Source organism: Mesorhizobium sp. ArgA1 (assembly GCF_053714375.1).
In genome coordinates this window covers 922,692-940,958 of the sequence record NZ_JBSKBQ010000001.1, presented here as the reverse complement: position 1 = coordinate 940,958, position 18,267 = coordinate 922,692, and the positions used below count along the sequence as shown (strand labels likewise).

The following is an 18,267-nucleotide window of genomic DNA, read 5'->3' as shown; positions in this document are numbered from 1 at the left end:
CCTGCAACGAACGCGGCGCTTCAGGCCGCAACGATGGAGCATGCCATGAACAAACGCATTCCAGAACCCTTCCGCATCAAGATGGTCGAGCCGATCCGCATGACCGACCGTGCCTACCGCGAGGCGGCATTGGCCGAGGCGGGGCTCAATCCATTCCTGCTCAGGAGCGAGGACGTCTATATAGACCTTCTGACCGACAGTGGCACCGGTGCGATGAGCGACCGCCAATGGGCAGGGTTGCTGCTTGGCGATGAGGCCTATGCCGGCAGCCGCAATTTCTACCGTCTCGCCGAAACGATCGAGCGGCTGTTCGGCTATCCCTACACGATCCCGACCCATCAGGGGCGAGGGGCGGAGCAGATTGTGTTTCCCGAACTGGTGAAGCGTTGTGGTTCGCAGACGCCGGTGTTCTTGTCCAATTACCATTTCGACACGACCAAGGCGCATGTCGAAATTGCCGGCGCCAAAGCTATCAACGTGCTGACTAAAGTGGCCAGCGACACTGCCCGCTATGATGACTGGAAGGGCAATTTTGACCAGGCGGAATTGCTCCACGCGATCGAAATCCATGGCCGCCAGAATGTCGCGGGCATCATCGCAACCATTACCTGCAACAGCGCCGGCGGCCAGCCTATGTCGATGGCCAACCTGCGGGCCGTTTCAGGATATGCCCGCGAAATGGGCATCCCGATGATCATCGACGCTACGCGCTTTGCCGAGAATGCGTGGTTCATCAAACAGCGAGAAGACGGCTACGCCGACCGATCGATCCGCGACATTGTGCGGGAGATGATGTGCTATGGCGATATGCTGACCATGTCTGCCAAGAAGGATGGAATGGTCAACATCGGCGGCTTCTGCGCCTTCCGCCAGGACGAGGACCTGTTCCGGGCCGTCCAGACCCGATGCGTCCCCATGGAAGGCTTCATAACCTATGGCGGGCTGGCGGGGCGCGACATGGAGGCGGTCGCGATCGGGCTCGAAGAGGCGGTCGAGAGTGACTATCTCGCCTATCGCATCGGCCAAGTCGCCTATCTCGGCGAAAGGTTGCGGAGCGCCGGCGTTCCGATCCAGTACCCGACCGGCGGCCACGCTGTCTTCGTCGACGGCGCGGCGATGCTGCCGAACATCCCCGCCGACCGTTTTCCAGCCCATGCGCTGGCCTGCGAACTTTATCTGGAGGCCGGTGTCCGCGCCGTCGAGATCGGCTCGCTGATGCTGGGCCGCGATCCGGTGACCGGGAAACAGGAGAAGTCGCCGCTCGAGCTGCTGCGTCTCACCATTCCGCGCCGCGTCTACACCAACGACCATATGGACTACATCGCCGACGCACTGACCGCCGTCGCCAGGCGGGCAGGGGCGATCAGGGGGCTTGACTTCACCTATGAACCGCCGATCCTGCGCCACTTCACGGCGCGGTTTTCCTGGGCCGAAAAGGCGGCAGCGGCGCTGCCGGCGGCGGAGATGGCTGACGCATGAGCCCCACGGTCAAACGGTTCCTGGGAGACCGTGGCGCGCGCTATACCGTCGAGACACATGCGCCGCTGATCTCCTTCGACGATGCGAAGAACATCCTGTCGCTCGACCCGGCAAAAATGGTCAAGGGCCTGACCTTCGCCAGGCCCGGCGGTTTTGCGATCGTTGCGCTGCGGGCAGCGGATAGGGCGGATTACAAGAAGATCGCCGACGCGCTCGGGCTGCGCAGGGCCGACCTTCGGCTCGCCGACCCGACAGATGTGCGCAGGGAGCTCGACATGGAACAAGGAGGCATCGTGCCGTTGCCCATCGGCAGTGCCCGTGTGTTCATTGATCGCGCCGTGCTCGGCCTCGACGAGATCGTCTGCGGCACCGGTCGCAACACGGCGACGCTCATCATCAAGCGCGATGTGTGGGTCGACATCGCCGATGGCGAGGTCGGCGATTTCGCCAAGCCGGCCGCCATGTGACGGTTCAATCCGCTCCCGCCGGCCACGGCAGCGTCTGCTCATAGGCGGCGCCAGCCCTGAGCACGGCGAGGTCGGCGCGCGGCGGTCCGATCAGCTGCATGCCCATCGGCCTGCCCTTGGCGTCGAAGCCGACCGGCACATTGAGCGCCGGGCAGCCGCCGAGCGTGGCGAAGGCCGACACCTGCATCCAGCGGTGGTAGCTGTCCATGGCGCGCCCGGCGACCTCACGCGGCCAGTGGATGCCGACTTCGAAAGGAAACACCTGTGCCGTCGGCAGTGCGATGAGGTCGAAGCGGTCGAACAGCGCCAGCAGCGTCCGGTGCCAGGAGGTGCGGACGACCGAGGCCGCGCGGATTTGCGGCGCCGTCAGCCGCATGGCGTTCTCGACTTCCCACACGGCTTCCGGCTTCAGCAGGCCGCGCTTGTGCGGATCGTCATAGTGGATTTTGAGCGCCGTGCCGCTGCTTGCCTGGCGCAGGGTCACGAAGGCCTGCCACAGCGCTTCGAAATCGACATCCGGCAACAAGGGCTCGGTCACGAAGGATGCCTCGGCGAAGCGCCCGAGTGCAAATTCGCACAGATCGAGGATGCCTGTTTCAACCGGCAGATGGCCGCCGAGATCGCCGAGCCAGCCGATGCGGCCGCCGGTTGTCGGCGTGGCCAACCCTTCGAGGAACGAGCCGGGTTTCTCCCAGGACAATGGCGCCTGCGGATGGTAGCCCGCCTGCACATCGAGCAGCAGTGCTATGTCACCCATACCGCGGCCCATCGGCCCGTCGACGCCCATCTGGGCATGAAAGACCTCGACGTCCGGTCCGCCGGGGACAAGGCCCTGCGACGGGCGGAAGCCATAGACATTGTTCCAGGCAGCCGGATTGCGCAGCGAACCGCCGAAATCGCTGCCGTCGGCGACAGGAACCATGTCCAGCGCAAGGGCGACCGCAGCGCCGCCGCTCGAGCCGCCGGCGGTGAGCGCCGGATCGAAAGCGTTCAGCGTCGGGCCGAACACGTCGTTGTAGGTGTTGGATCCCAGTCCGAATTCGGGAACGTTGGTCTTGCCGATGATGATGGCGCCGGCGTTGCGGATGCGCTCGACGAAGAAATCGTCCTCCTGCGGGACGAAATCGGCGAAGATCGGCGAACCGAAACTGGTCCTCAAGCCGTTGGTCATGGCGAGGTCTTTGATCGCCATCGGCAGGCCGAACAGCGAGCCGGCCGGCTTGCCCTGCGCCAGATGCGCGTCAGCTGCGTCGGCCTCGCGCAAAATGTCCGTGCGCTCGCGCAACGAGACGATGGCGTTGACCAGTGGGTTCACCGCGTCGATACGGTCGAGGAATGCCGCGACCACCTCGCGCACGGACAGGCGACGCAGCCTGATTGCCTCGGCAAGGTCGATGGCGGACAGGCGGCAGATGTCGCCGGCCGGCGGTACGGCGTGTTTGGTCGCAGGGCGCATCTCCGTCATCCGGCCGAAGCGTTGTGCAGGGCGGCGTCGACGTCGGCGGCGAGCGGGATCGCCGGCTGGGCGCCCGGTTTCAGGCAGGCCAGCGAACCGGCGGCGGCGGCGCGGGTGAGAGCCTGTTCGAGCGGCAGGTTGGACGCCAGCCCGGCAGCGAGATAGCCGCAAAACGTGTCGCCAGCGCCGACCGTGTCGACCGGCGTGATCTTCAGCGCCGGCACGGTCAGGAAATCGTCCGGCGTCGCCGCCAGCACGCCATCGCCGCCGAGCGTGACGACAATGGTGCGGCCGGTCTTGCCGGCGAAGTCGCGCATGCGCGCTGGGCGGTTGCGCCCTTTCAGCGACAGCGCCTCGCCGTAAAGGTCGAATTCGGTTTCGTTGGCGACGGCGTAGTCGGCTTTGCCGAGAAAGGCAGCGGCCTCGGCGCGGAAGGGCGCGGTGTTGAGCACGGTGACCGCACCGGCGGCGCGCGCGGCATCAAGAGCGGCTTCGACAGTCTGCAGCGGGATTTCGTGCTGCAGCAGGACGACGTCGCCCTTCGCAAGGAAAGCCTTGGCGAGATCGCCGGGCAGCACCGAATCATTGGCGCCCGGCACCACGGCAATGACGTTCTCGCCATCGGCACCGACCAGGATCAGCGCCGTGCCGGTGGAAGCAAAGCTCTGGCCGACGCCGGAGAGATCGACCATGCCGGCCACAAGCAGCGCAAGCGACTCGGTGGCGAAGTTGTCCTTCCCGACCGCACCGACCATGCGCACCTTGGCGCCGGCGCGCGCCGCAGCCAGCGCCTGGTTGGCGCCCTTGCCGCCGGGCGCGGTGGTGAAGCCGGAACCGCGGACCGTTTCACCCGGCGAAGGCAAGCGGTCGACATTGGCGATGAGGTCGAGGTTGATCGAGCCGACAACGATGATCAAGAAAATGCCTCCTGCGGAATGCGCGGGAAGCTAACCTGTAAGCCGGCGGCTTGCCAGAGCAGGCAGAATTTTTGCGCGATTTCCGAGGGCTCGCAGAAAAGAAAACACCGGCGAAGGGTTTTCGCCGGTGTTGTTTACGCGGGGTGCTTCATCAGGAGGCGGTCTGGCCCGCTTCCCAGCCGAGGATGGCGCGCTTGCGGGTCAGGCCCCAATGGTAGCCGGTGAGCGCGCCGGACTTGCCGATTGCCCGGTGGCAAGGCACGACGAAGGACAACGGGTTGGCGCCGACCGCCGCACCCACCGCTCGGCTTGCCTTCGGCGCACCGATGCCGGCGGCGATCGCGGAATAGGTGCAGGCCCTGCCCATCGGGATCCTGAGCAGCGCATCCCAGACGCGCAGCTGGAAGTCGGTGCCGATCATCACCACGCGCAGCGGCTGGTCGGCGCGCCACAGCGTCGGTTCGAAAATGCGCGCGGCATAGGGCCGGGTGGCGCTCATATCCTCGACATAGGTGGCATTCGGCCAGCGGCCCGACATGTCGGCGAAGGCCGCCCGCTCGCCGCCCGGATCGTTGAAGGCCAGCCCCGCAAGGCCGCGGTCGGTGACCATGATCAGGGCGATACCGAAGGGCGAGATATGATAGCCGTAGCGGATGGTCAGCCCGGCGCCGCGGGTCTTGTAGTCGCCCGGCGACATCGCCTCATGGGTGACGAACAGATCGTGCAGCCGGCCGGGGCCGGACATGCCGACCTCGAACGACGTTTCCAGCAGCGGCATGCCGGAATCGAGCAGCTTGCGCGCATGGTCGAGCGTGACCGCCTGCAGGAAGGCCTTCGGTGACAGGCCGGCCCAGCGGGTGAACAGTTTCTGCAGCCCGGTCGGCGTCTCGCCGACATCGGCGGCCAAGGCTTCCAGCGACGGCTGGTCGCGATAGTCGAGGCTGATCTTCTCGATGGCGCGGCGCACGACCTCATAGTCGCTGCCTCCGGGAGTGATGTCGTGCTGCAGGATCGCTGTCGGTTTCATCTGCGCATTCATGGTCATCTGGGCGTTCATGGCAATATCTCCTTGACCGCGAATATCGGTCTTCCCGCCCTTTGCAACCACCCGAAACTTGCCTTGTTGCGGCTTAAACCCAGATAGAAGCTGGCCCAGATAGACACTGGCCGAGATAGACACTGGCCGAGATAGACACTGGATTGCAAACCTGGAGATGCCGATGGCCGGCGAAAAGGTAAACCTGACCGGGGCAAGGGAGACCTTGCTGATGACGCTCCACGGCAAGGCGCTGGAGAGCCGGCAGCCCGATTCGCTGCTCAGAGACCGTTTCGCCGATGAGGCTGTGCGCAAGATCGACTATGATTTTTCGCGGCTCAAGGTCGACACCAATCTGGGCATCGGGCTGGCGATCCGGGCGAAGACGTACGACGTCCGCGTCCAGGACTTCATCGCCAGGAATCCCGGCGCCATCGTGCTGCATCTCGGCTGCGGGCTCGACACGCGCATCTTCCGTGTCGATCCGCCAGACGGCGTGGAGTGGTTCGACGTCGACTTCCCGGATGTCATCGCGATCAGGCACAAACTCTACCCGTCCCGGGAGCACTATCACCTGGTAGGCTCTTCGGTGACCGATCCGGACTGGCTGGCTGAGGTGCCCCGCAACCGCCCGGCCGTGGTGGTGATGGAAGGACTGACGCCCTATCTCCCGGCAGAGGAGGGGCCACGGCTGTTGTCGCGCCTTGTCTCGCATCTCTCCGGCGGCGAGTTGATGTTCGACGCCTACAGCCGCTTCGGCCTGAAGATGTTGCGCCTCAACCCGACCATCAGGGCGACGGGGGCCGAGGTCCACTGGGCAATCGACGATCCGCACGAACTGGAGCGCGCTGTTCCGAAGCTGCGTTTTGTCGACGATATCTCGGCCTACAGCGCTGAACGCACAGCTCACATGGGCTGGTCTTCAAAGCTGTTCATCGCGCTCTGGAGAAACATTCCCGCATTGCGCAAGGTCGGCAGGATTCTGCGCTTTCGGTTCTGAGGCGCCGGCTCTAGCGCGTCCTGGCTTTCGTCAGCGCCCGCGAAAAAGCCGTAGCAAAACTCTCGCGAGAGTCGGGGTCCAGGAATGACCCGATCGGCACATTCTGCCCCTGTGCCTCCACTACCATTTTGGTGATGCCGATCTCGGCATGGCGGGCGACGGAAAAGCGCGCCCAGAACGGATTGAAGCGGTGCGCTTCCGACTTGCCCGAGGGTGCGGTCTTGCGGATGTCGAGGCTGGTGCGCGACACCGAGACTTCCTCGCGGGCGCGAGCTGCGCGGTAGTTGGCGCGGAAGGCGATGTAGACGGCGATCACGTCGAGGCCGAAGAAGCCGAACACCGGCCAGGCGCCGCGCGACAGGAAGAATGCGCCTGTCACCGCCCAGCCGAACAGCAGCGTGCTCATCAGGATCAGGAAGCCCGTCTTGCCCAGCGACCGGTGTGGGGTCAGCAATGCGTGAAAGAAGGGCTCGTCAGCCTGAAACGAGGCGTTTGTGTCGCTCATGCGGGGATATTATAGGAAGGGAATGGCGACCCCCAAGTCCAAAAATCTTCCGCTACCCAAAAGTGAACTCCTGCCCGGCCGGCGCGACGGCTCGAACGCCAAGCCGCGGCCACGGCCGGCCCGCTCGCTCTACAGCGCGGCCGAAGTGCATGAGATCTTCCGGCGGTTTTCGGTGCAGCGGCCCGAGCCGAAGGGCGAGCTTGAGCACGTCAACGCGTTTACGCTGCTGGTGGCGGTGGTGCTGTCGGCGCAGGCGACCGATGCCGGCGTCAACAAGGCGACGCGGGCGCTGTTCAAGGTCGCCGACACGCCTGAAAAAATGCTGGCGCTCGGCGAGGCAAAGGTCGGCGAGTACATCAAAACCATCGGGCTCTGGCGCAACAAGGCCAAGAATGTCATAGCGCTGTCCGAAGCGTTGATCCGCGACCATGGCGGCGAGGTGCCCGGCGGGCGCGATGAACTGGTCAAGCTGCCGGGGGTCGGGCGCAAGACCGCCAATGTCGTGCTCAACATGGCGTTCGGCCAGCATACGATGGCGGTTGACACTCACATTTTCCGCATCGGCAACCGGCTCGGCCTGGCGCCCGGCAAGACGCCGGAACAGGTCGAGCAGGGGCTGCTGAGGATCATTCCGGATGAATATATGCGCCATGCGCATCACTGGCTGATCCTGCATGGCCGCTATGTCTGCAAGGCGCGCAAGCCGGACTGCCCGGCCTGCGTCATCGCCGATATCTGCAAGGCGGCGGAGAAGACGACCGACGTGCCGGCGCCGCTGGTGGAAATCGCGGTGCTCGGCCCCTCCGACGTCCCGGACAACTAGTTCTCCTCCACGAACACTTCTTCGCGCTTCTTCTTGACCGACGGCAGGAAGACGACGACGAGCACGGCCAGCGCGACGAGCAGCAGGCCGGCGCTGATCGGCCTCGTCACGAAGGTCGAGGGGTCGCCGCGCGACAGGATCATGGCACGGCGCAGATTTTCCTCAAGCAGCGGGCCGAGCACGAAGCCGAGCAGCAGCGGCGCAGGTTCGCAGCGCAGCTTGGTCAGGACATAGCCGAGCAGGCCGAAGAAGGCGACGGCATGCAGATCGAAGGCGTTGGTGTTGACGCTGTAAACGCCGATCGAACAGAACGCCATGATGATCGGAAACAGCACGTAATAAGGGATCGTCAAGAGCTTCACCCAAAGCCCGATCAGCGGCAGGTTGAGGATGATCAGCATCAGATTGCCGATCCACATCGAGGCGATGATGCCCCAGAACAGCGCCGGCTGTTCGGTCGCGACATTGGGACCGGGCACGATGCCCTGGATGATCATGGCGCCGATCATTAATGCCATGACGGGGTTGGCCGGAATGCCCAGCGTCAGCATCGGGATGAAGGAGGTCTGGGCGCCGGCATTGTTGGCCGATTCCGGTCCGGCGACGCCGGCAATGGCGCCCTTGCCGAATTCCCCGGGGTTTTTCGACACGCGCTTCTCGACCGTATAGGAGGCAAAGGCGGCAAGCACCGCTCCGCCGCCGGGCAGGATGCCGAGCGCCGAGCCGATGATGGTGCCGCGCACGATGGGCGCCGCCATGCGCTTGAAGTCGTCGCGGGTCGGCATCAATCCGGAGACCTTTTTGATCATCACCGAGCGCTCATGCTCGTTTTCGAGGTTGCGCAGGATCTCGGCGACGCCGAAGACGCCGACCGCCACCGCGACGAAGTTCAGCCCGTCGGCATATTCGCGGATGCCGAGCGTGAAGCGCGGCGTGCCGGTGTAGATGTCGGTGCCGACAATGCCGAGCAGCAGGCCGAGCACGACCATCGCCAGCGCCTTGACGATCGAGCCATGGGCGAGGGCGATGGACGAGACGAGGCCGACGATCATCAGCGAAAAATACTCCGCCGCGCCGAATTGCAGCGCAATCGCCGTCAGCGGCGGAGCAAAGACGGCGACCAGGAAGGTCGACACCGTGCCGGCGAAGAACGAGCCGATCGCGGCGATCGCCAGTGCCGCCCCGGCGCGGCCGTTGCGGGCCATCTGGTAGCCGTCGATGGCGGTCACGGCCGACGAGGATTCGCCGGGCATGTTGATGAGAATGGCGGTGGTCGAGCCGCCATACTGGGCGCCGTAATAGATGCCGGCAAGCATGATCAGCGAGGAGACCGGGTCGCCGATCTGGAAGGTGATCGGCAACAGCATGGCGATGGTTGCGGTGGCGCCGATGCCGGGGAGGACGCCGATCAGCGTGCCGAGCAGCACGCCGATCAGGCAGAAACCAAGATTGGCCGGCGTTGTGGCCGTCGAAAAGCCGAGCTCGAGGTTTTTGAGAAGGTCCATCCCGTCACCTCACAATGCCAGCCATTGGGGCAGCCAGGGGCCGAAGCGCTGGAACGGCAGCCCGAGCGCGTAGCTGAAGACCAGCACCGAAAACAGCGTCAGGCCGGCCGACAGCACAAGTGCGGTCAGCGGCTTCATGCGCCCGCTGGCAAAGGCGGCGATCAGCGACGTCAGGAAGATCGACGGGACGAAACCGAGGCCGCGCACCGTCAGGCCGAAGAAGATCGGCGCCGGCAGGATGAAGAACATGCCGCGCCAGGCAATCGGGCCGATCGGCTCGCCTTCGACGCGCACCGCCTGCACGAGGATGATGGCGCCGAGCACGATCAGCACGATCGCCAGCACCAGCGGGAAATAGCCCGGTCCCATGCGGAAGGCGGTGCCGATTTCGAGGCCGAGCGATTGTATTGCGAAAAAGGCGCCGAAAAAGATGAACAGCGCGGCGCACAGGCCGTTTGTCCTGTCGATAGCGAAAGGTTTCATGACGGTCCTCCCAGGCGCTGGGCCTGCCGTTGCGACTGTAAAAACGAACGGAAGCGGGGCGCCGGAAGCGCCCCGTTCAAGCCATCAATCGGCGTACTGTCCGGCGGCTTCGATGATCGGCTTCCAGCGCGTGATCTCGCCTTCCAGCTTGGCCTTCAGCGCCGCCGGCGTCGCGTCGGCTTCGGATGACGGCTTGGTGCCGAGTTCGGCGAAGCGGGCGATGACGTTCGGGTCCTTCAGCGCGACCTGGAGCGATTTCGACAGGCGGTCGGTGATCGCGGCCGGCGTGCCCTTGGGCGCATAGAGGCCGTGCCAGATGCCGACCTGCACGGCGGGCAGGCCGCCTTCGATCGTGGTCGGCACGTCCTTCAGCACATCCAGGCGTTCCGGCGTGGTGACGGCATAGGCCTTGATCGTGCCGCCCTGGATCTGCTTGGTGGTGTTGGTGGTCTGGTCGCACATCATGTCGACCTGGCCGCCGAGAAGGTCGGTCATGGCCGGCCCGGTGCCCTTGTAGGGCACGGTGACCAGAGGCGTGCCGATGGCGCTCATGAACAGCATGCCGCACAGATGCGAGGCAGCACCGATGCCGGCATTGGCGACGGTGATGGAGTCCTTGTTAGCCTTGGCGTATTCGACCAGCCCTTTCAGATCGGTCGGCTCCAAATCCTTGCGGGCGACGATGGCCATCGGCACCTCGGTGACGAGGCCGACATATTCGAAGGCATTCAGCGTGTCGTAGGCGAGCTTCCTGTAGAGCGTCGCACTTGTCGCCATGCCGATGTGATGGAGGAGCAGCGTGTAGCCGTCCGGGTCGGCGTTGGCGACGCGGCCGGCGCCCAGCGTCCCGCCGGCGCCGCCGACATTCTCGACGATGATCTGCTGGCCAAGATCCTTCGACATGGCTTCGGCGACGAGGCGCGTTACCGTGTCGGTCGGACCGCCGGCCGCAAACGGCACTACCACGGTTATGGTGCGCTCGGGATAGGTCTGCGCGCTGGCGGTGAACGAATAAAGCGCGACGGCCGCGGCGGCGGCCAGGGCGGTAACGAATTTCCTCATCGTGATCTCCTCCCAGGATATCAATTTCCAACCGTTGCCCGGAACCCGCCAGCGATGTGCAACATAGGCAGGCTAACAGATTGCCGCCTAACGCAAACTGCAAAATACAGTCGTCGGCAACCATTGCGATCGGTGGAGAGTATTCCGGCGGAGATGGGTTTCGTGTTGGCGTTGGTTCAGTAACCGTAGCCGCGCGCCATGGCCGCCGCGAAGACCGGGATCAGCAGGAAGATGAAGGCTTCGGCGCGCACATAGGTCTTCACGGAGGCGAGCTCCGCCGCCGGCACCTGGAAGCCGCGACTGGCGCTGGCCTGCCGGTTCCAGGAGATGAAGCGGATGGTCGGGATGATCGACAAAAGGCCGACAATGCCGAACGCCGCCATCTTGGCCCAGAACACCCAGTTGTAGACGTAGAACTCCCAGCCCTTCAGGCCATAGATGACGCGGCCGATGCCGATGATGATGATCAGACTGGCGATGATGCCATAGTGGCGGTCGATGCCGGCAAGCCGCTTGAGCGTGGCGGCAGAGAGATCGCCGCGGATCAGGACGAATTCGGCGCCGATAATGCCGGCCAGCGAGAACACCAGCAGATGATGGAAAATGGCAAGCACAAGATCGGTGGTGTCCATGGCGCGCTCCTCCCGTTGGCGGTATCGAGACCGGCCCTCACCGGACCGGCTGCGGAAGGTAGCATCGTTCGGCGGAATTCCCAGAGGCAGGCTGCTTCCAGTCCAGTCATCAGCGTCATTGACGCCACATCCTGACAGCAAGCTCGATTGATCGAGAAAGCTTGCCTGGCCGCATGATGATCCGCCTTGGCCCTTGTTGGCGAGCGTCGGTCTGTTAAGCGACGACCGTCAACGGAGGCAGAGTTTCATGGGCAATCCAAAAGCAGCCGGCGTTCCGGTTCTCGAAACGGAGCGGACCATCCTGCGGGCGCACCGGATCGATGATTTCGACGACTATGTCGTCATGTGGGCCGATCCCGTCACCACTCGTTTCATCGGCGGCAAGCCGCGCACGCGCGAGGAAAGCTGGATGCGCTTCCTCAGGCACACGGGCCTTTGGTCGCTGCTGGGCTACGGTTTCTGGGCGATCGAGGACAAGGCCAGCGGCCGCTTCATCGGCGAGGCCGGGTTCCACGACCTCAAGCGCGATATCGTGCCGTCCCTCGAAGGCATTCCGGAAGCCGGTTGGGCGCTGGCGCCGCAGGCGCATGGCAGGGGTCTTGCCAGCGAAGTCGTCAAGCGGGCACTGGCCTGGGGCGACGAAACCTTTGCCGGCGCCAGAACCGTCTGCATCATCGATCCGGAAAACACGGGCTCGCTGAGCGTCGCGGCAAAGTGCGGCTACACGAAGGTGCTGGAAACGACCTATCACGATGGGCCGACCATCCTGCTCGAACGGCTGACGTGAAGTACTTCATCGACGCAATTGCCTCGTTCTGCAAAAATTGCCATCCTGATCTAGCGACGCAATTCCTGTGGGAACCGCTCACACTTTTCCTGGAATTGCTCATGGGGGAGCCGGCCAATGCGTGCGATCAATGCGATACTTATGAAGCTTTTCTGGGCGGCGCTGCTGCTGTTTGCAGCCGTGCGACTGGCGGGCGCCGATGCGACGGTGCCTATCGCCGACATCGAAGGTGCGGCCGACAATCATCTGGCCAAGCGCTATGAGGGGTCGTTCATCGTCTCCTACGAAAAATTCGCCTATACCGATTTCACCGTGCCGCTGTCGCCGCTCAAGCCGAGTGCCGATGCGGATGCGCGTGATGCGATGAACAATCGCATCTATGCGCCGGACAAGAAGGCTGAGGTCGAGGGTGCGCTGACCCGCATTGCCTATGTGCTGCCGGCCGAGCGTTCGCCGCTCGAAGTGCTGCGCAACTATCAGGATGTGATCGAGGCCGCCGGCGGCGAAGTGCTGTTCGACTGCAAGAAAGAGGAGTGCGGCGGTGCGGCCGACCGGTCGTCGAGCGGCGGCGGCGGCGACATGAGCCTGATGATGTATTTCTTCCATGAAAGCGACATCAAGGACGCGGCCTTTTCCAACGGCGCCTGCGCGCTGACCTCGGGCATCAACGACCAGCGCTTCTTCGCGGCCAAGGTACCGCAGGACGGTGGCGACGCGTACGTCACCGTTCAGGCCTATTCGCTGATCGACGACCTCTACTGCAAGGAACTCAACGGCCGCACCATCGCCGTCGTCCAGGTGCTGGAGCCGAAGGCGCGCGACAAGAAGATGGTGGTGGTCGAAGCGGCCAAGATGGCGGATTCGCTGTCGGCCACCGGCTCGATCTCGCTCTACGGCATCTTCTTCGACACCGACAAGGCCGACATCAAGCCGGAATCGGAACCGACGCTGAAGGAGATCTCGACGCTTCTGACCAACGAGCCCGGCATGGCGGTGATCGTGGTCGGTCATACCGACAACCAGGGCGCCTTCGACTACAATATCGATCTGTCGTCGCGCCGCGCCCAGGCGGTGAGGGCAGCGCTTGTTTCAAAATACGGCATTGACGGTGGGCGGATGACGGCCGCCGGCGCCGGCATGATGGCGCCCGTCGCCAGCAATGACGACGAAACCGGCCGGGCCAAGAACCGTCGCGTGGTGCTGGTCAAGGCGAACTGACGAAACCCGGCGACCGTTTGCCCTGTCATCCGGCCTTGCGCAATTTTCGCGCAAGGCCGTTCCAACGATCCTTGTCCGTCCGCTTCGCCGGCGCCGCCGGATTCAGAAGCGTCACAGAGGCGTTGAAAGGTTGCGGCCGGGCAATCGCATAGCCTTGCGCATAGTCGACGCCGATGGTCTTCAGTGCCGCGATGATGCCGTCGCTTTCGACGAATTCGGCAATGGTGCGCTTGCCCATCACCTTGCCGATATGATGTATCATCTCGACCATGGCGCGGTCGATACGATCCTCCAGCATGTCCTTGACGAAGCTGCCGTCGATTTTCAGATAGTCGACGGGCAGGTGCTTCAGGTAGGCGAAGGACGACATGCCGGAGCCGAAGTCATCGAGGGCGAAGCGGCAACCCAACCCGCGCAGATCGGCAATGAAGCGCATGGCATTGGCGAGATCGGCGATGGCGCTGGTCTCCGTGATCTCCAGACAGATCGTGTTCGGCGGAATGCCATAGGCAAGAAACTGCTCGCGCAAGAAGCCGAGGAAGGTCTCGTCACCGAAGCTCGTGCCGGAGAGATTGATGGCACAGGTTGCGATGGGAGAAGCTAACGGATCGGCGAGGCGTGCCGCCAGGACGCCGAAGGTGTTGCGTACGACCCAACGGTCGATCGACGGCATCAGCCCGTAGCGCTCGGCAGCGGGAATGAAGCTGGCGGGCGAGACGACGAGACCGTCCTCGCCGGTCAGCCGCAGCAGGATCTCAATATGCGCGCCGGCTTCGGAGGCCGCCTCGTTCAGCGGCCAGATTTCCTGGGCGTGAAGCGTAAAGCGGTTTTCTTCCAGCGCGGCATGCAGGCGTTGAACCCAGGCCATCTCGCCGAAGCGTTCGCGCAAGGCGACATCGCTGTCGCTGTGCAGCTGAACCCGGTTGCGGCCTTTTTCCTTGGCCATGTAACAGGCGACATCCGCAGCCCGCAGGGTCTCTTCAAGCGTGATTTCGGGATTGGTGATCTGAACCATGCCGATACTCACGCTGCTGTTGAAAGGCCTGGCTTCCCAGGTGAAATGCAGGTCCTGCACCGTTGCGCGCAGGCGTTCGGCGATGTCGACAGCGAGATCCGGGCTGCAATCGAACAGCAGAACGCCGAACTCGTCGCCACCCAGCCGCGCCAGCATGTCGCCCGGTCGCAACGCATTGCCGAGGAGAACGGAAATCTGCCGCAGCAACTGATCGCCGGCCGCATGACCACACGTATCGTTGACAAGCTTGAACTGATCGAGATCCAGGTACATCAGCGCGTGCTGACGGGACTTGTGACGCAATTCGGCGATTTCCGACTCCAGCCGGCTTTCGAAGTCGCGGCGGTTGGCAAGTCCGGTCAATGCATCGTGGGAAGCCTGCCAGGAGAGCCGCTCGATGTAGTCCTGCTCGCGCGTCATGTCGTGGAAAGCCAGCACCGCGCCGACCACACGGCCGGAAATGAACAGCGGTGCACCGGTCAGCGCCACAGGTACGACCGAGCCGTCAGCGCGCTGCAGCAGTTGCGGGCGGACGTTGGGGCGGCGTGGCTCGCCAGCCAGCAGACGCTCCACCAATCCGAGTTCCTCGACACCGGTATCCTTGTCCAGCAAGCGGAACAGCGATGCGATCGGCTTGCCCCTGGCCATGTCGAGCGAGTGTGCCAGCAGTCGCTCCGCGACGGGGTTCATATAGTCCAACAGTCCGCCCGCTCCAGTGCTGATGACAGCCTGGCCGATCGAGGCAAGGGTGATCTGGGCGCGCTCGCGTTCGGCGTTGAGGGCGGATTGGAAAGCTCGGCGCTGCGCCAGCAGTTTGCGGGTGCGCCACACGGCGAGCAGGATAAGCAAGCCAGCCGTAACCAGGTTGGCGATCGTCAGCACCATCTTGATGAAACGGGATCCCTCGCCGAGGCTGTCGGAGAAGGCCTTGGAAAGGGGGCCGATCAGATGGTTGAGCTGATGGATTTCCGCTTTCCAGGTGCTGATTTGCGCGGCCGAAACCGCACCTTCCGCAAATCCTTGGTGGATCGTGGTGCCGAGCCGATCGATTTCAACGATCATGCTGTCGGCAGCCGTCCAATGCTGGATGGCAATGTCGAGATAGCTCACATGGCGGAAGTTCTGGAACAGCCAGATCATCCCCGTCAGATCGTCAGGGTGGTTGCGCCCTTGGAGGAAGCCGGCACGCGCCGCATTGGTGTCGGGTTTTGATTGCTCAAGTGCAAGTCGAGCCGAACGATCGGCGAGCGGAATGGCGATGGCTTCGCGATACTCGTTGAAGAATTCTTCCTTGCCGGTATCGGCATAGAGACCGAGAAAGTAGATGGCCTGCTTCTGTCCCTTGGACCAGTGGCTCTCGCCGCCGACATAGGCGCGGACCGCGGAGAGCGTGTAAAGGCTGCCGCTGGCAACCAGGGCCTGGACAAGAACCACGAGGATGAATGGCCAGACCAACCCGAGAAGACGGGGGCTGGTGTCTGTTGGTGACAGCCTCATCAAGCTTCCATGGAAATAGCCATGGCTCCCGCGAATTGCCTGCCGGCCAGATGCCGGTCAGGTGACGCCTTCTCCCCGATGTCACCTATACCTGGCGACAATTGACTGACTAGCCTACCGGCATTAACAGCCAATAAATTCCTGGGATATTTGCTTCCTTATTTGCCCTATTTCTGTAGAATTTGCTGACGCCGCGTTAGGACCCAATCTTTCGCCAAAATTGGATTGTATTCGAGTAAATTACAAGAATACATTCGGGACTGGATGCCTGCAAGGGCGAGTGGAAACACCCTGTGACCCACACGTGCTTGATCGCATCGCGGAGCTGGATTGCCCTACGTAGGGCTGCCTGCTTTGACGCCCGCACGTTCAAGGGCTGAAGCGTCCTCACCGAAAGCGCGGGTGGCGCGGGCGGCCGCTTCCAGCAAAGCCGGCGTCATGCGACGCAGGAAGGCCGTATCGACGCGCGTCGACGGGCCGGCGAGCGTCAAGGCGCCGAGCAGAACGCGGCCCGGTCCGAACACCGGGGCCGACACGCCCGCCGTCTCCGGGTCGCGGTCGCCGATCGACAGATAGTGGCAGGCCTGGCGAATGGTCTCGTAAGGCTCGCCCGGCTGGCCTGAAAACGCTGCCAACACGCGGCCACCCGAGCCGGCGAGCAACGGCAACAGGTCGCCTTCCTGGATGGTGTAGCGGATAGGATGTTTGGATTCGACGCGATAGAGGCAGGTGCGGGCGTCACCCGAGCGGACATAGAAGGCCACGCTTTCCCAGCTCCGCTCGGCGAGATCGCGCATGATCGGCAACAGGATGTCGACCGCGACCACGGAGCGCTGGTAGAGCGCGCCGAGCCTGAAAGTGGCCGGTCCGATGCGGTAGCGGCCATCGTCGAGCCGCTCCAGCAACTGCCCGCGCAGCAGCGAGTTCGCCAGCCTCAATATGGTGCTCTTGTAAAGCCCGGTGCGCGCCGCGATTTCGGCCAGGCTGAGCGAGCGGTCGGCGGCGGCGAAAGCGTCGAGAATGGCGATCGCGCGGTCGAGCGCGGCGACGCCATCGGCCTGTAACGGCTGGGATCGCGCTTCGGTCATCTGCTTGACGGTTTCATTCCAGTTACTCGCTCGGATCAAAGCCGATCGAAGGGATTGTGCCGCATATCCCGAATTCTGTCTAGTAGAACGGCGTTCCTGTTGACAGAACGTTTCGAAATCTGCATGAATTTTTGCCGAGCGGGTCTGTTTTCAGGCTACGTTTCTGGCAGGCACCGGAGGAGGTGTCGTGATTTGGAGGAATCCCATGCTGAACAGACGCAGATTTTTGATGAGCACCGCGGCCGCAGGCGCTGCCGGTTTCGTCGCAACGCATTTGACGCCCGCCTTCGCTCAAGATGCACCACAGATCCAGATCTTCGTGCCGGCCGCGCCCGGTGGCGGCTGGGACCAGACAGGACGCACCATCGACCAGGTGCTGCGCAGTGAAAAACTGATCTCCGGTTCGCAGATCACCAATGTCGGCGGCGCCGGCGGTACGGTCGGCCTGCCGCAGTTCATCAGCCAGTGGAAGGGCAAGGGCAATTCGCTGATGGTTGCCGGCATGGTCATGGTGGGTGCCATCATCGCCAACAAATCGGCCAACAACCTTTCAGAAGTCACACCGATCGCCCGCCTCACCGGCGAGTTCGAGGCGCTTGTGGTGCCGGCGGACTCGCCGTTCAAGACAGCCGGCGATTTCGTCGCCGCGCTCAAGGCGGATCCGACCAAGGTTCCGGTTGCCGGCGGCTCGGCCGGCGGTTCCGATCACATCCTGTTCGGCCTGATCGCCAAGACGGTCGGGGTTCCGGCAACCAACCTTTCCTACGTGCCGTTCGCCGGCGGCGGCGAGGCGCTGTCGGCGCTGCTCGGCAACCAGGTCGCAGCCGGCATTTCCGGCTACGGCGAGTTCTCCGAACAGGTCAAGGCAGGCGCGCTCAGGCTGCTGGCGATCTCCGCCGACAAGCGCCAGGACGGCATCGACGCACCGACGATGAAGGAAGCCGGCATCGATGTCGAATTGTTCAACTGGCGCGGCGTCTTTGCACCGCCCGGCGTCTCCGACGCCGACAAGGCGGCGATGGTCACGATGATCGAGACCATGGCCAAGAGCGACGCCTGGGCAACCGAGTGCAAGAACCGCAACTGGACGCCCATCCTTTTGACCGGCGACGACTATGCAAAATTCCTCGCCGACGACACCGCACGCATCACCGCGATCCTCAAGGATCTCGGCCTCGCCTGACACTCCAAGGGGGCGGCTAACACCGCCCCCTTCCGACTTTCGCCCGCGGCATGGACATATGATGCGGTGGGGGTGAAACTGCGGATGCGGCCGGCGGGAGGATGCCGGCCATAT

17 protein-coding genes are annotated in these 18,267 nt (G+C 63.7%); 7 read left to right on the top strand and 10 right to left on the bottom strand.

Annotated features, from left to right (window positions below; genetic code table 11):
• Positions 1-45 precede the first annotated feature (45 nt).
• Both ACWGTI_RS04550 and ACWGTI_RS04545 read left to right on the top strand, forming a co-directional pair.
• Positions 46-1,479 carry a tryptophanase gene (locus ACWGTI_RS04550; RefSeq protein ID WP_454586003.1) on the top strand — a complete coding sequence of 478 codons (1,434 nt, stop codon included), beginning with the start codon at positions 46-48 and terminating at the stop codon, positions 1,477-1,479.
• Positions 1,476-1,946: an aminoacyl-tRNA deacylase gene (locus ACWGTI_RS04545; RefSeq protein ID WP_454586002.1), complete on the top strand. Its 471-nt coding sequence runs from the start codon at positions 1,476-1,478 to the stop codon at positions 1,944-1,946. The genes ACWGTI_RS04550 and ACWGTI_RS04545 overlap by 4 nt, the downstream gene beginning before the upstream one ends.
• A gap of 4 nt (positions 1,947-1,950) precedes the next feature.
• Here ACWGTI_RS04545 and ACWGTI_RS04540 read toward each other — a convergent pair whose 3' ends face one another.
• The 3 genes from ACWGTI_RS04540 to ACWGTI_RS04530 all read right to left on the bottom strand — a co-directional run bounded on the left by ACWGTI_RS04540 (position 1,951) and on the right by ACWGTI_RS04530 (position 5,358).
• Positions 1,951-3,411: an amidase gene (locus ACWGTI_RS04540; protein ID WP_454586001.1), complete on the bottom strand. Its 1,461-nt coding sequence runs from the start codon at positions 3,409-3,411 to the stop codon at positions 1,951-1,953.
• Positions 3,408-4,319, bottom strand: coding sequence for a ribokinase (locus ACWGTI_RS04535; RefSeq protein WP_454586000.1), 912 nt, complete (start codon positions 4,317-4,319; stop codon positions 3,408-3,410). The genes ACWGTI_RS04540 and ACWGTI_RS04535 overlap by 4 nt, the downstream gene beginning before the upstream one ends.
• A gap of 151 nt (positions 4,320-4,470) precedes the next feature.
• Entirely contained in the window at positions 4,471-5,358 is an 888-nt protein-coding gene (locus ACWGTI_RS04530) for a methylated-DNA--[protein]-cysteine S-methyltransferase (RefSeq protein ID WP_454586478.1), read from the bottom strand.
• Positions 5,359-5,539: 181 nt separating this feature from the next.
• On the opposite strand from ACWGTI_RS04530, the gene ACWGTI_RS04525 reads away from it, so the two are divergent.
• Positions 5,540-6,355, top strand: a complete 816-nt coding sequence (locus ACWGTI_RS04525) for a class I SAM-dependent methyltransferase (protein ID WP_454585999.1) — start codon at positions 5,540-5,542, stop codon at positions 6,353-6,355.
• A 10-nt stretch (positions 6,356-6,365) separates the two neighbouring features.
• On the opposite strand, the gene ACWGTI_RS04520 is transcribed toward ACWGTI_RS04525, so the two are convergent.
• Positions 6,366-6,860 carry a DUF2244 domain-containing protein gene (locus tag ACWGTI_RS04520; protein WP_454585998.1) on the bottom strand — a complete coding sequence of 165 codons (495 nt, stop codon included), beginning with the start codon at positions 6,858-6,860 and terminating at the stop codon, positions 6,366-6,368.
• 22 nt (positions 6,861-6,882) lie between these two features.
• On the opposite strand from ACWGTI_RS04520, the gene nth reads away from it, so the two are divergent.
• Positions 6,883-7,683 (top strand): endonuclease III, encoded by an 801-nt coding sequence (nth, locus tag ACWGTI_RS04515; RefSeq protein ID WP_454585997.1) that lies wholly within the window; start codon positions 6,883-6,885, stop codon positions 7,681-7,683.
• Here nth and ACWGTI_RS04510 read toward each other — a convergent pair.
• From ACWGTI_RS04510 to ACWGTI_RS04495, 4 genes are all read right to left on the bottom strand, one after another.
• On the bottom strand, positions 7,680-9,188 hold the full coding sequence (locus tag ACWGTI_RS04510) for a tripartite tricarboxylate transporter permease (protein ID WP_454585996.1): 1,509 nt from the start codon (positions 9,186-9,188) through the stop codon (positions 7,680-7,682). The two genes, nth and ACWGTI_RS04510, sit on opposite strands and share 4 nt — an antisense overlap.
• Positions 9,189-9,197: 9 nt before the next feature.
• On the bottom strand, positions 9,198-9,671 hold the full coding sequence (locus ACWGTI_RS04505; RefSeq protein WP_454585995.1) for a tripartite tricarboxylate transporter TctB family protein: 474 nt from the start codon (positions 9,669-9,671) through the stop codon (positions 9,198-9,200).
• An 84-nt stretch (positions 9,672-9,755) separates the two neighbouring features.
• Positions 9,756-10,733: a tripartite tricarboxylate transporter substrate-binding protein gene (locus tag ACWGTI_RS04500; protein WP_454585994.1), complete on the bottom strand. Its 978-nt coding sequence runs from the start codon at positions 10,731-10,733 to the stop codon at positions 9,756-9,758.
• Between the two features lie 176 nt (positions 10,734-10,909).
• Entirely contained in the window at positions 10,910-11,365 is a 456-nt protein-coding gene (locus tag ACWGTI_RS04495; RefSeq protein WP_454585993.1) for a DUF2214 family protein, read from the bottom strand.
• A gap of 247 nt (positions 11,366-11,612) precedes the next feature.
• On the opposite strand from ACWGTI_RS04495, the gene ACWGTI_RS04490 reads away from it, so the two are divergent.
• Positions 11,613-12,152, top strand: coding sequence for a GNAT family N-acetyltransferase (locus ACWGTI_RS04490; RefSeq protein ID WP_454585992.1), 540 nt, complete (start codon positions 11,613-11,615; stop codon positions 12,150-12,152).
• Between the two features lie 117 nt (positions 12,153-12,269).
• Positions 12,270-13,370: an OmpA family protein gene (locus ACWGTI_RS04485; protein WP_454585991.1), complete on the top strand. Its 1,101-nt coding sequence runs from the start codon at positions 12,270-12,272 to the stop codon at positions 13,368-13,370.
• Positions 13,371-13,395: 25 nt separating this feature from the next.
• Here the strand turns inward: ACWGTI_RS04485 and ACWGTI_RS04480 are convergent, their stop codons facing one another.
• Positions 13,396-15,882: an EAL domain-containing protein gene (locus ACWGTI_RS04480; protein WP_454585990.1), complete on the bottom strand. Its 2,487-nt coding sequence runs from the start codon at positions 15,880-15,882 to the stop codon at positions 13,396-13,398.
• A 335-nt stretch (positions 15,883-16,217) separates the two neighbouring features.
• Positions 16,218-16,970, bottom strand: coding sequence for an IclR family transcriptional regulator (locus tag ACWGTI_RS04475; protein ID WP_454585989.1), 753 nt, complete (start codon positions 16,968-16,970; stop codon positions 16,218-16,220).
• A 205-nt stretch (positions 16,971-17,175) separates the two neighbouring features.
• Between ACWGTI_RS04475 and ACWGTI_RS04470 the strand changes: the two genes are divergently transcribed.
• Positions 17,176-18,153, top strand: coding sequence for a Bug family tripartite tricarboxylate transporter substrate binding protein (locus ACWGTI_RS04470; protein ID WP_454585988.1), 978 nt, complete (start codon positions 17,176-17,178; stop codon positions 18,151-18,153).
• Positions 18,154-18,267: the final 114 nt, after the last annotated feature.

Bases quoted from the DNA above. Each gene is read 5' to 3' on its own strand.
- ACWGTI_RS04550 (WP_454586003.1), top strand. From the start codon at position 46: ATGAACAAACGCATTCCAGAACCCTTCCGCATCAAGATGGTCGAGCCG.
- ACWGTI_RS04545 (WP_454586002.1), top strand. From the start codon at position 1,476: ATGAGCCCCACGGTCAAACGGTTCCTGGGAGACCGTGGCGCGCGCTAT.
- ACWGTI_RS04540 (WP_454586001.1), bottom strand. From the start codon at position 3,411: ATGACGGAGATGCGCCCTGCGACCAAACACGCCGTACCGCCGGCCGGC.
- ACWGTI_RS04530 (WP_454586478.1), bottom strand. From the start codon at position 5,358: ATGAATGCGCAGATGAAACCGACAGCGATCCTGCAGCACGACATCACT.
- ACWGTI_RS04525 (WP_454585999.1), top strand. From the start codon at position 5,540: ATGGCCGGCGAAAAGGTAAACCTGACCGGGGCAAGGGAGACCTTGCTG.
- ACWGTI_RS04520 (WP_454585998.1), bottom strand. From the start codon at position 6,860: ATGAGCGACACAAACGCCTCGTTTCAGGCTGACGAGCCCTTCTTTCAC.
- nth (WP_454585997.1), top strand. From the start codon at position 6,883: ATGGCGACCCCCAAGTCCAAAAATCTTCCGCTACCCAAAAGTGAACTC.
- ACWGTI_RS04510 (WP_454585996.1), bottom strand. From the start codon at position 9,188: ATGGACCTTCTCAAAAACCTCGAGCTCGGCTTTTCGACGGCCACAACG.
- ACWGTI_RS04505 (WP_454585995.1), bottom strand. From the start codon at position 9,671: ATGAAACCTTTCGCTATCGACAGGACAAACGGCCTGTGCGCCGCGCTG.
- ACWGTI_RS04500 (WP_454585994.1), bottom strand. From the start codon at position 10,733: ATGAGGAAATTCGTTACCGCCCTGGCCGCCGCCGCGGCCGTCGCGCTT.
- ACWGTI_RS04495 (WP_454585993.1), bottom strand. From the start codon at position 11,365: ATGGACACCACCGATCTTGTGCTTGCCATTTTCCATCATCTGCTGGTG.
- ACWGTI_RS04490 (WP_454585992.1), top strand. From the start codon at position 11,613: ATGGGCAATCCAAAAGCAGCCGGCGTTCCGGTTCTCGAAACGGAGCGG.
- ACWGTI_RS04485 (WP_454585991.1), top strand. From the start codon at position 12,270: ATGCGTGCGATCAATGCGATACTTATGAAGCTTTTCTGGGCGGCGCTG.
- ACWGTI_RS04480 (WP_454585990.1), bottom strand. From the start codon at position 15,882: ATGAGGCTGTCACCAACAGACACCAGCCCCCGTCTTCTCGGGTTGGTC.
- ACWGTI_RS04475 (WP_454585989.1), bottom strand. From the start codon at position 16,970: ATGACCGAAGCGCGATCCCAGCCGTTACAGGCCGATGGCGTCGCCGCG.
- ACWGTI_RS04470 (WP_454585988.1), top strand. From the start codon at position 17,176: ATGCTGAACAGACGCAGATTTTTGATGAGCACCGCGGCCGCAGGCGCT.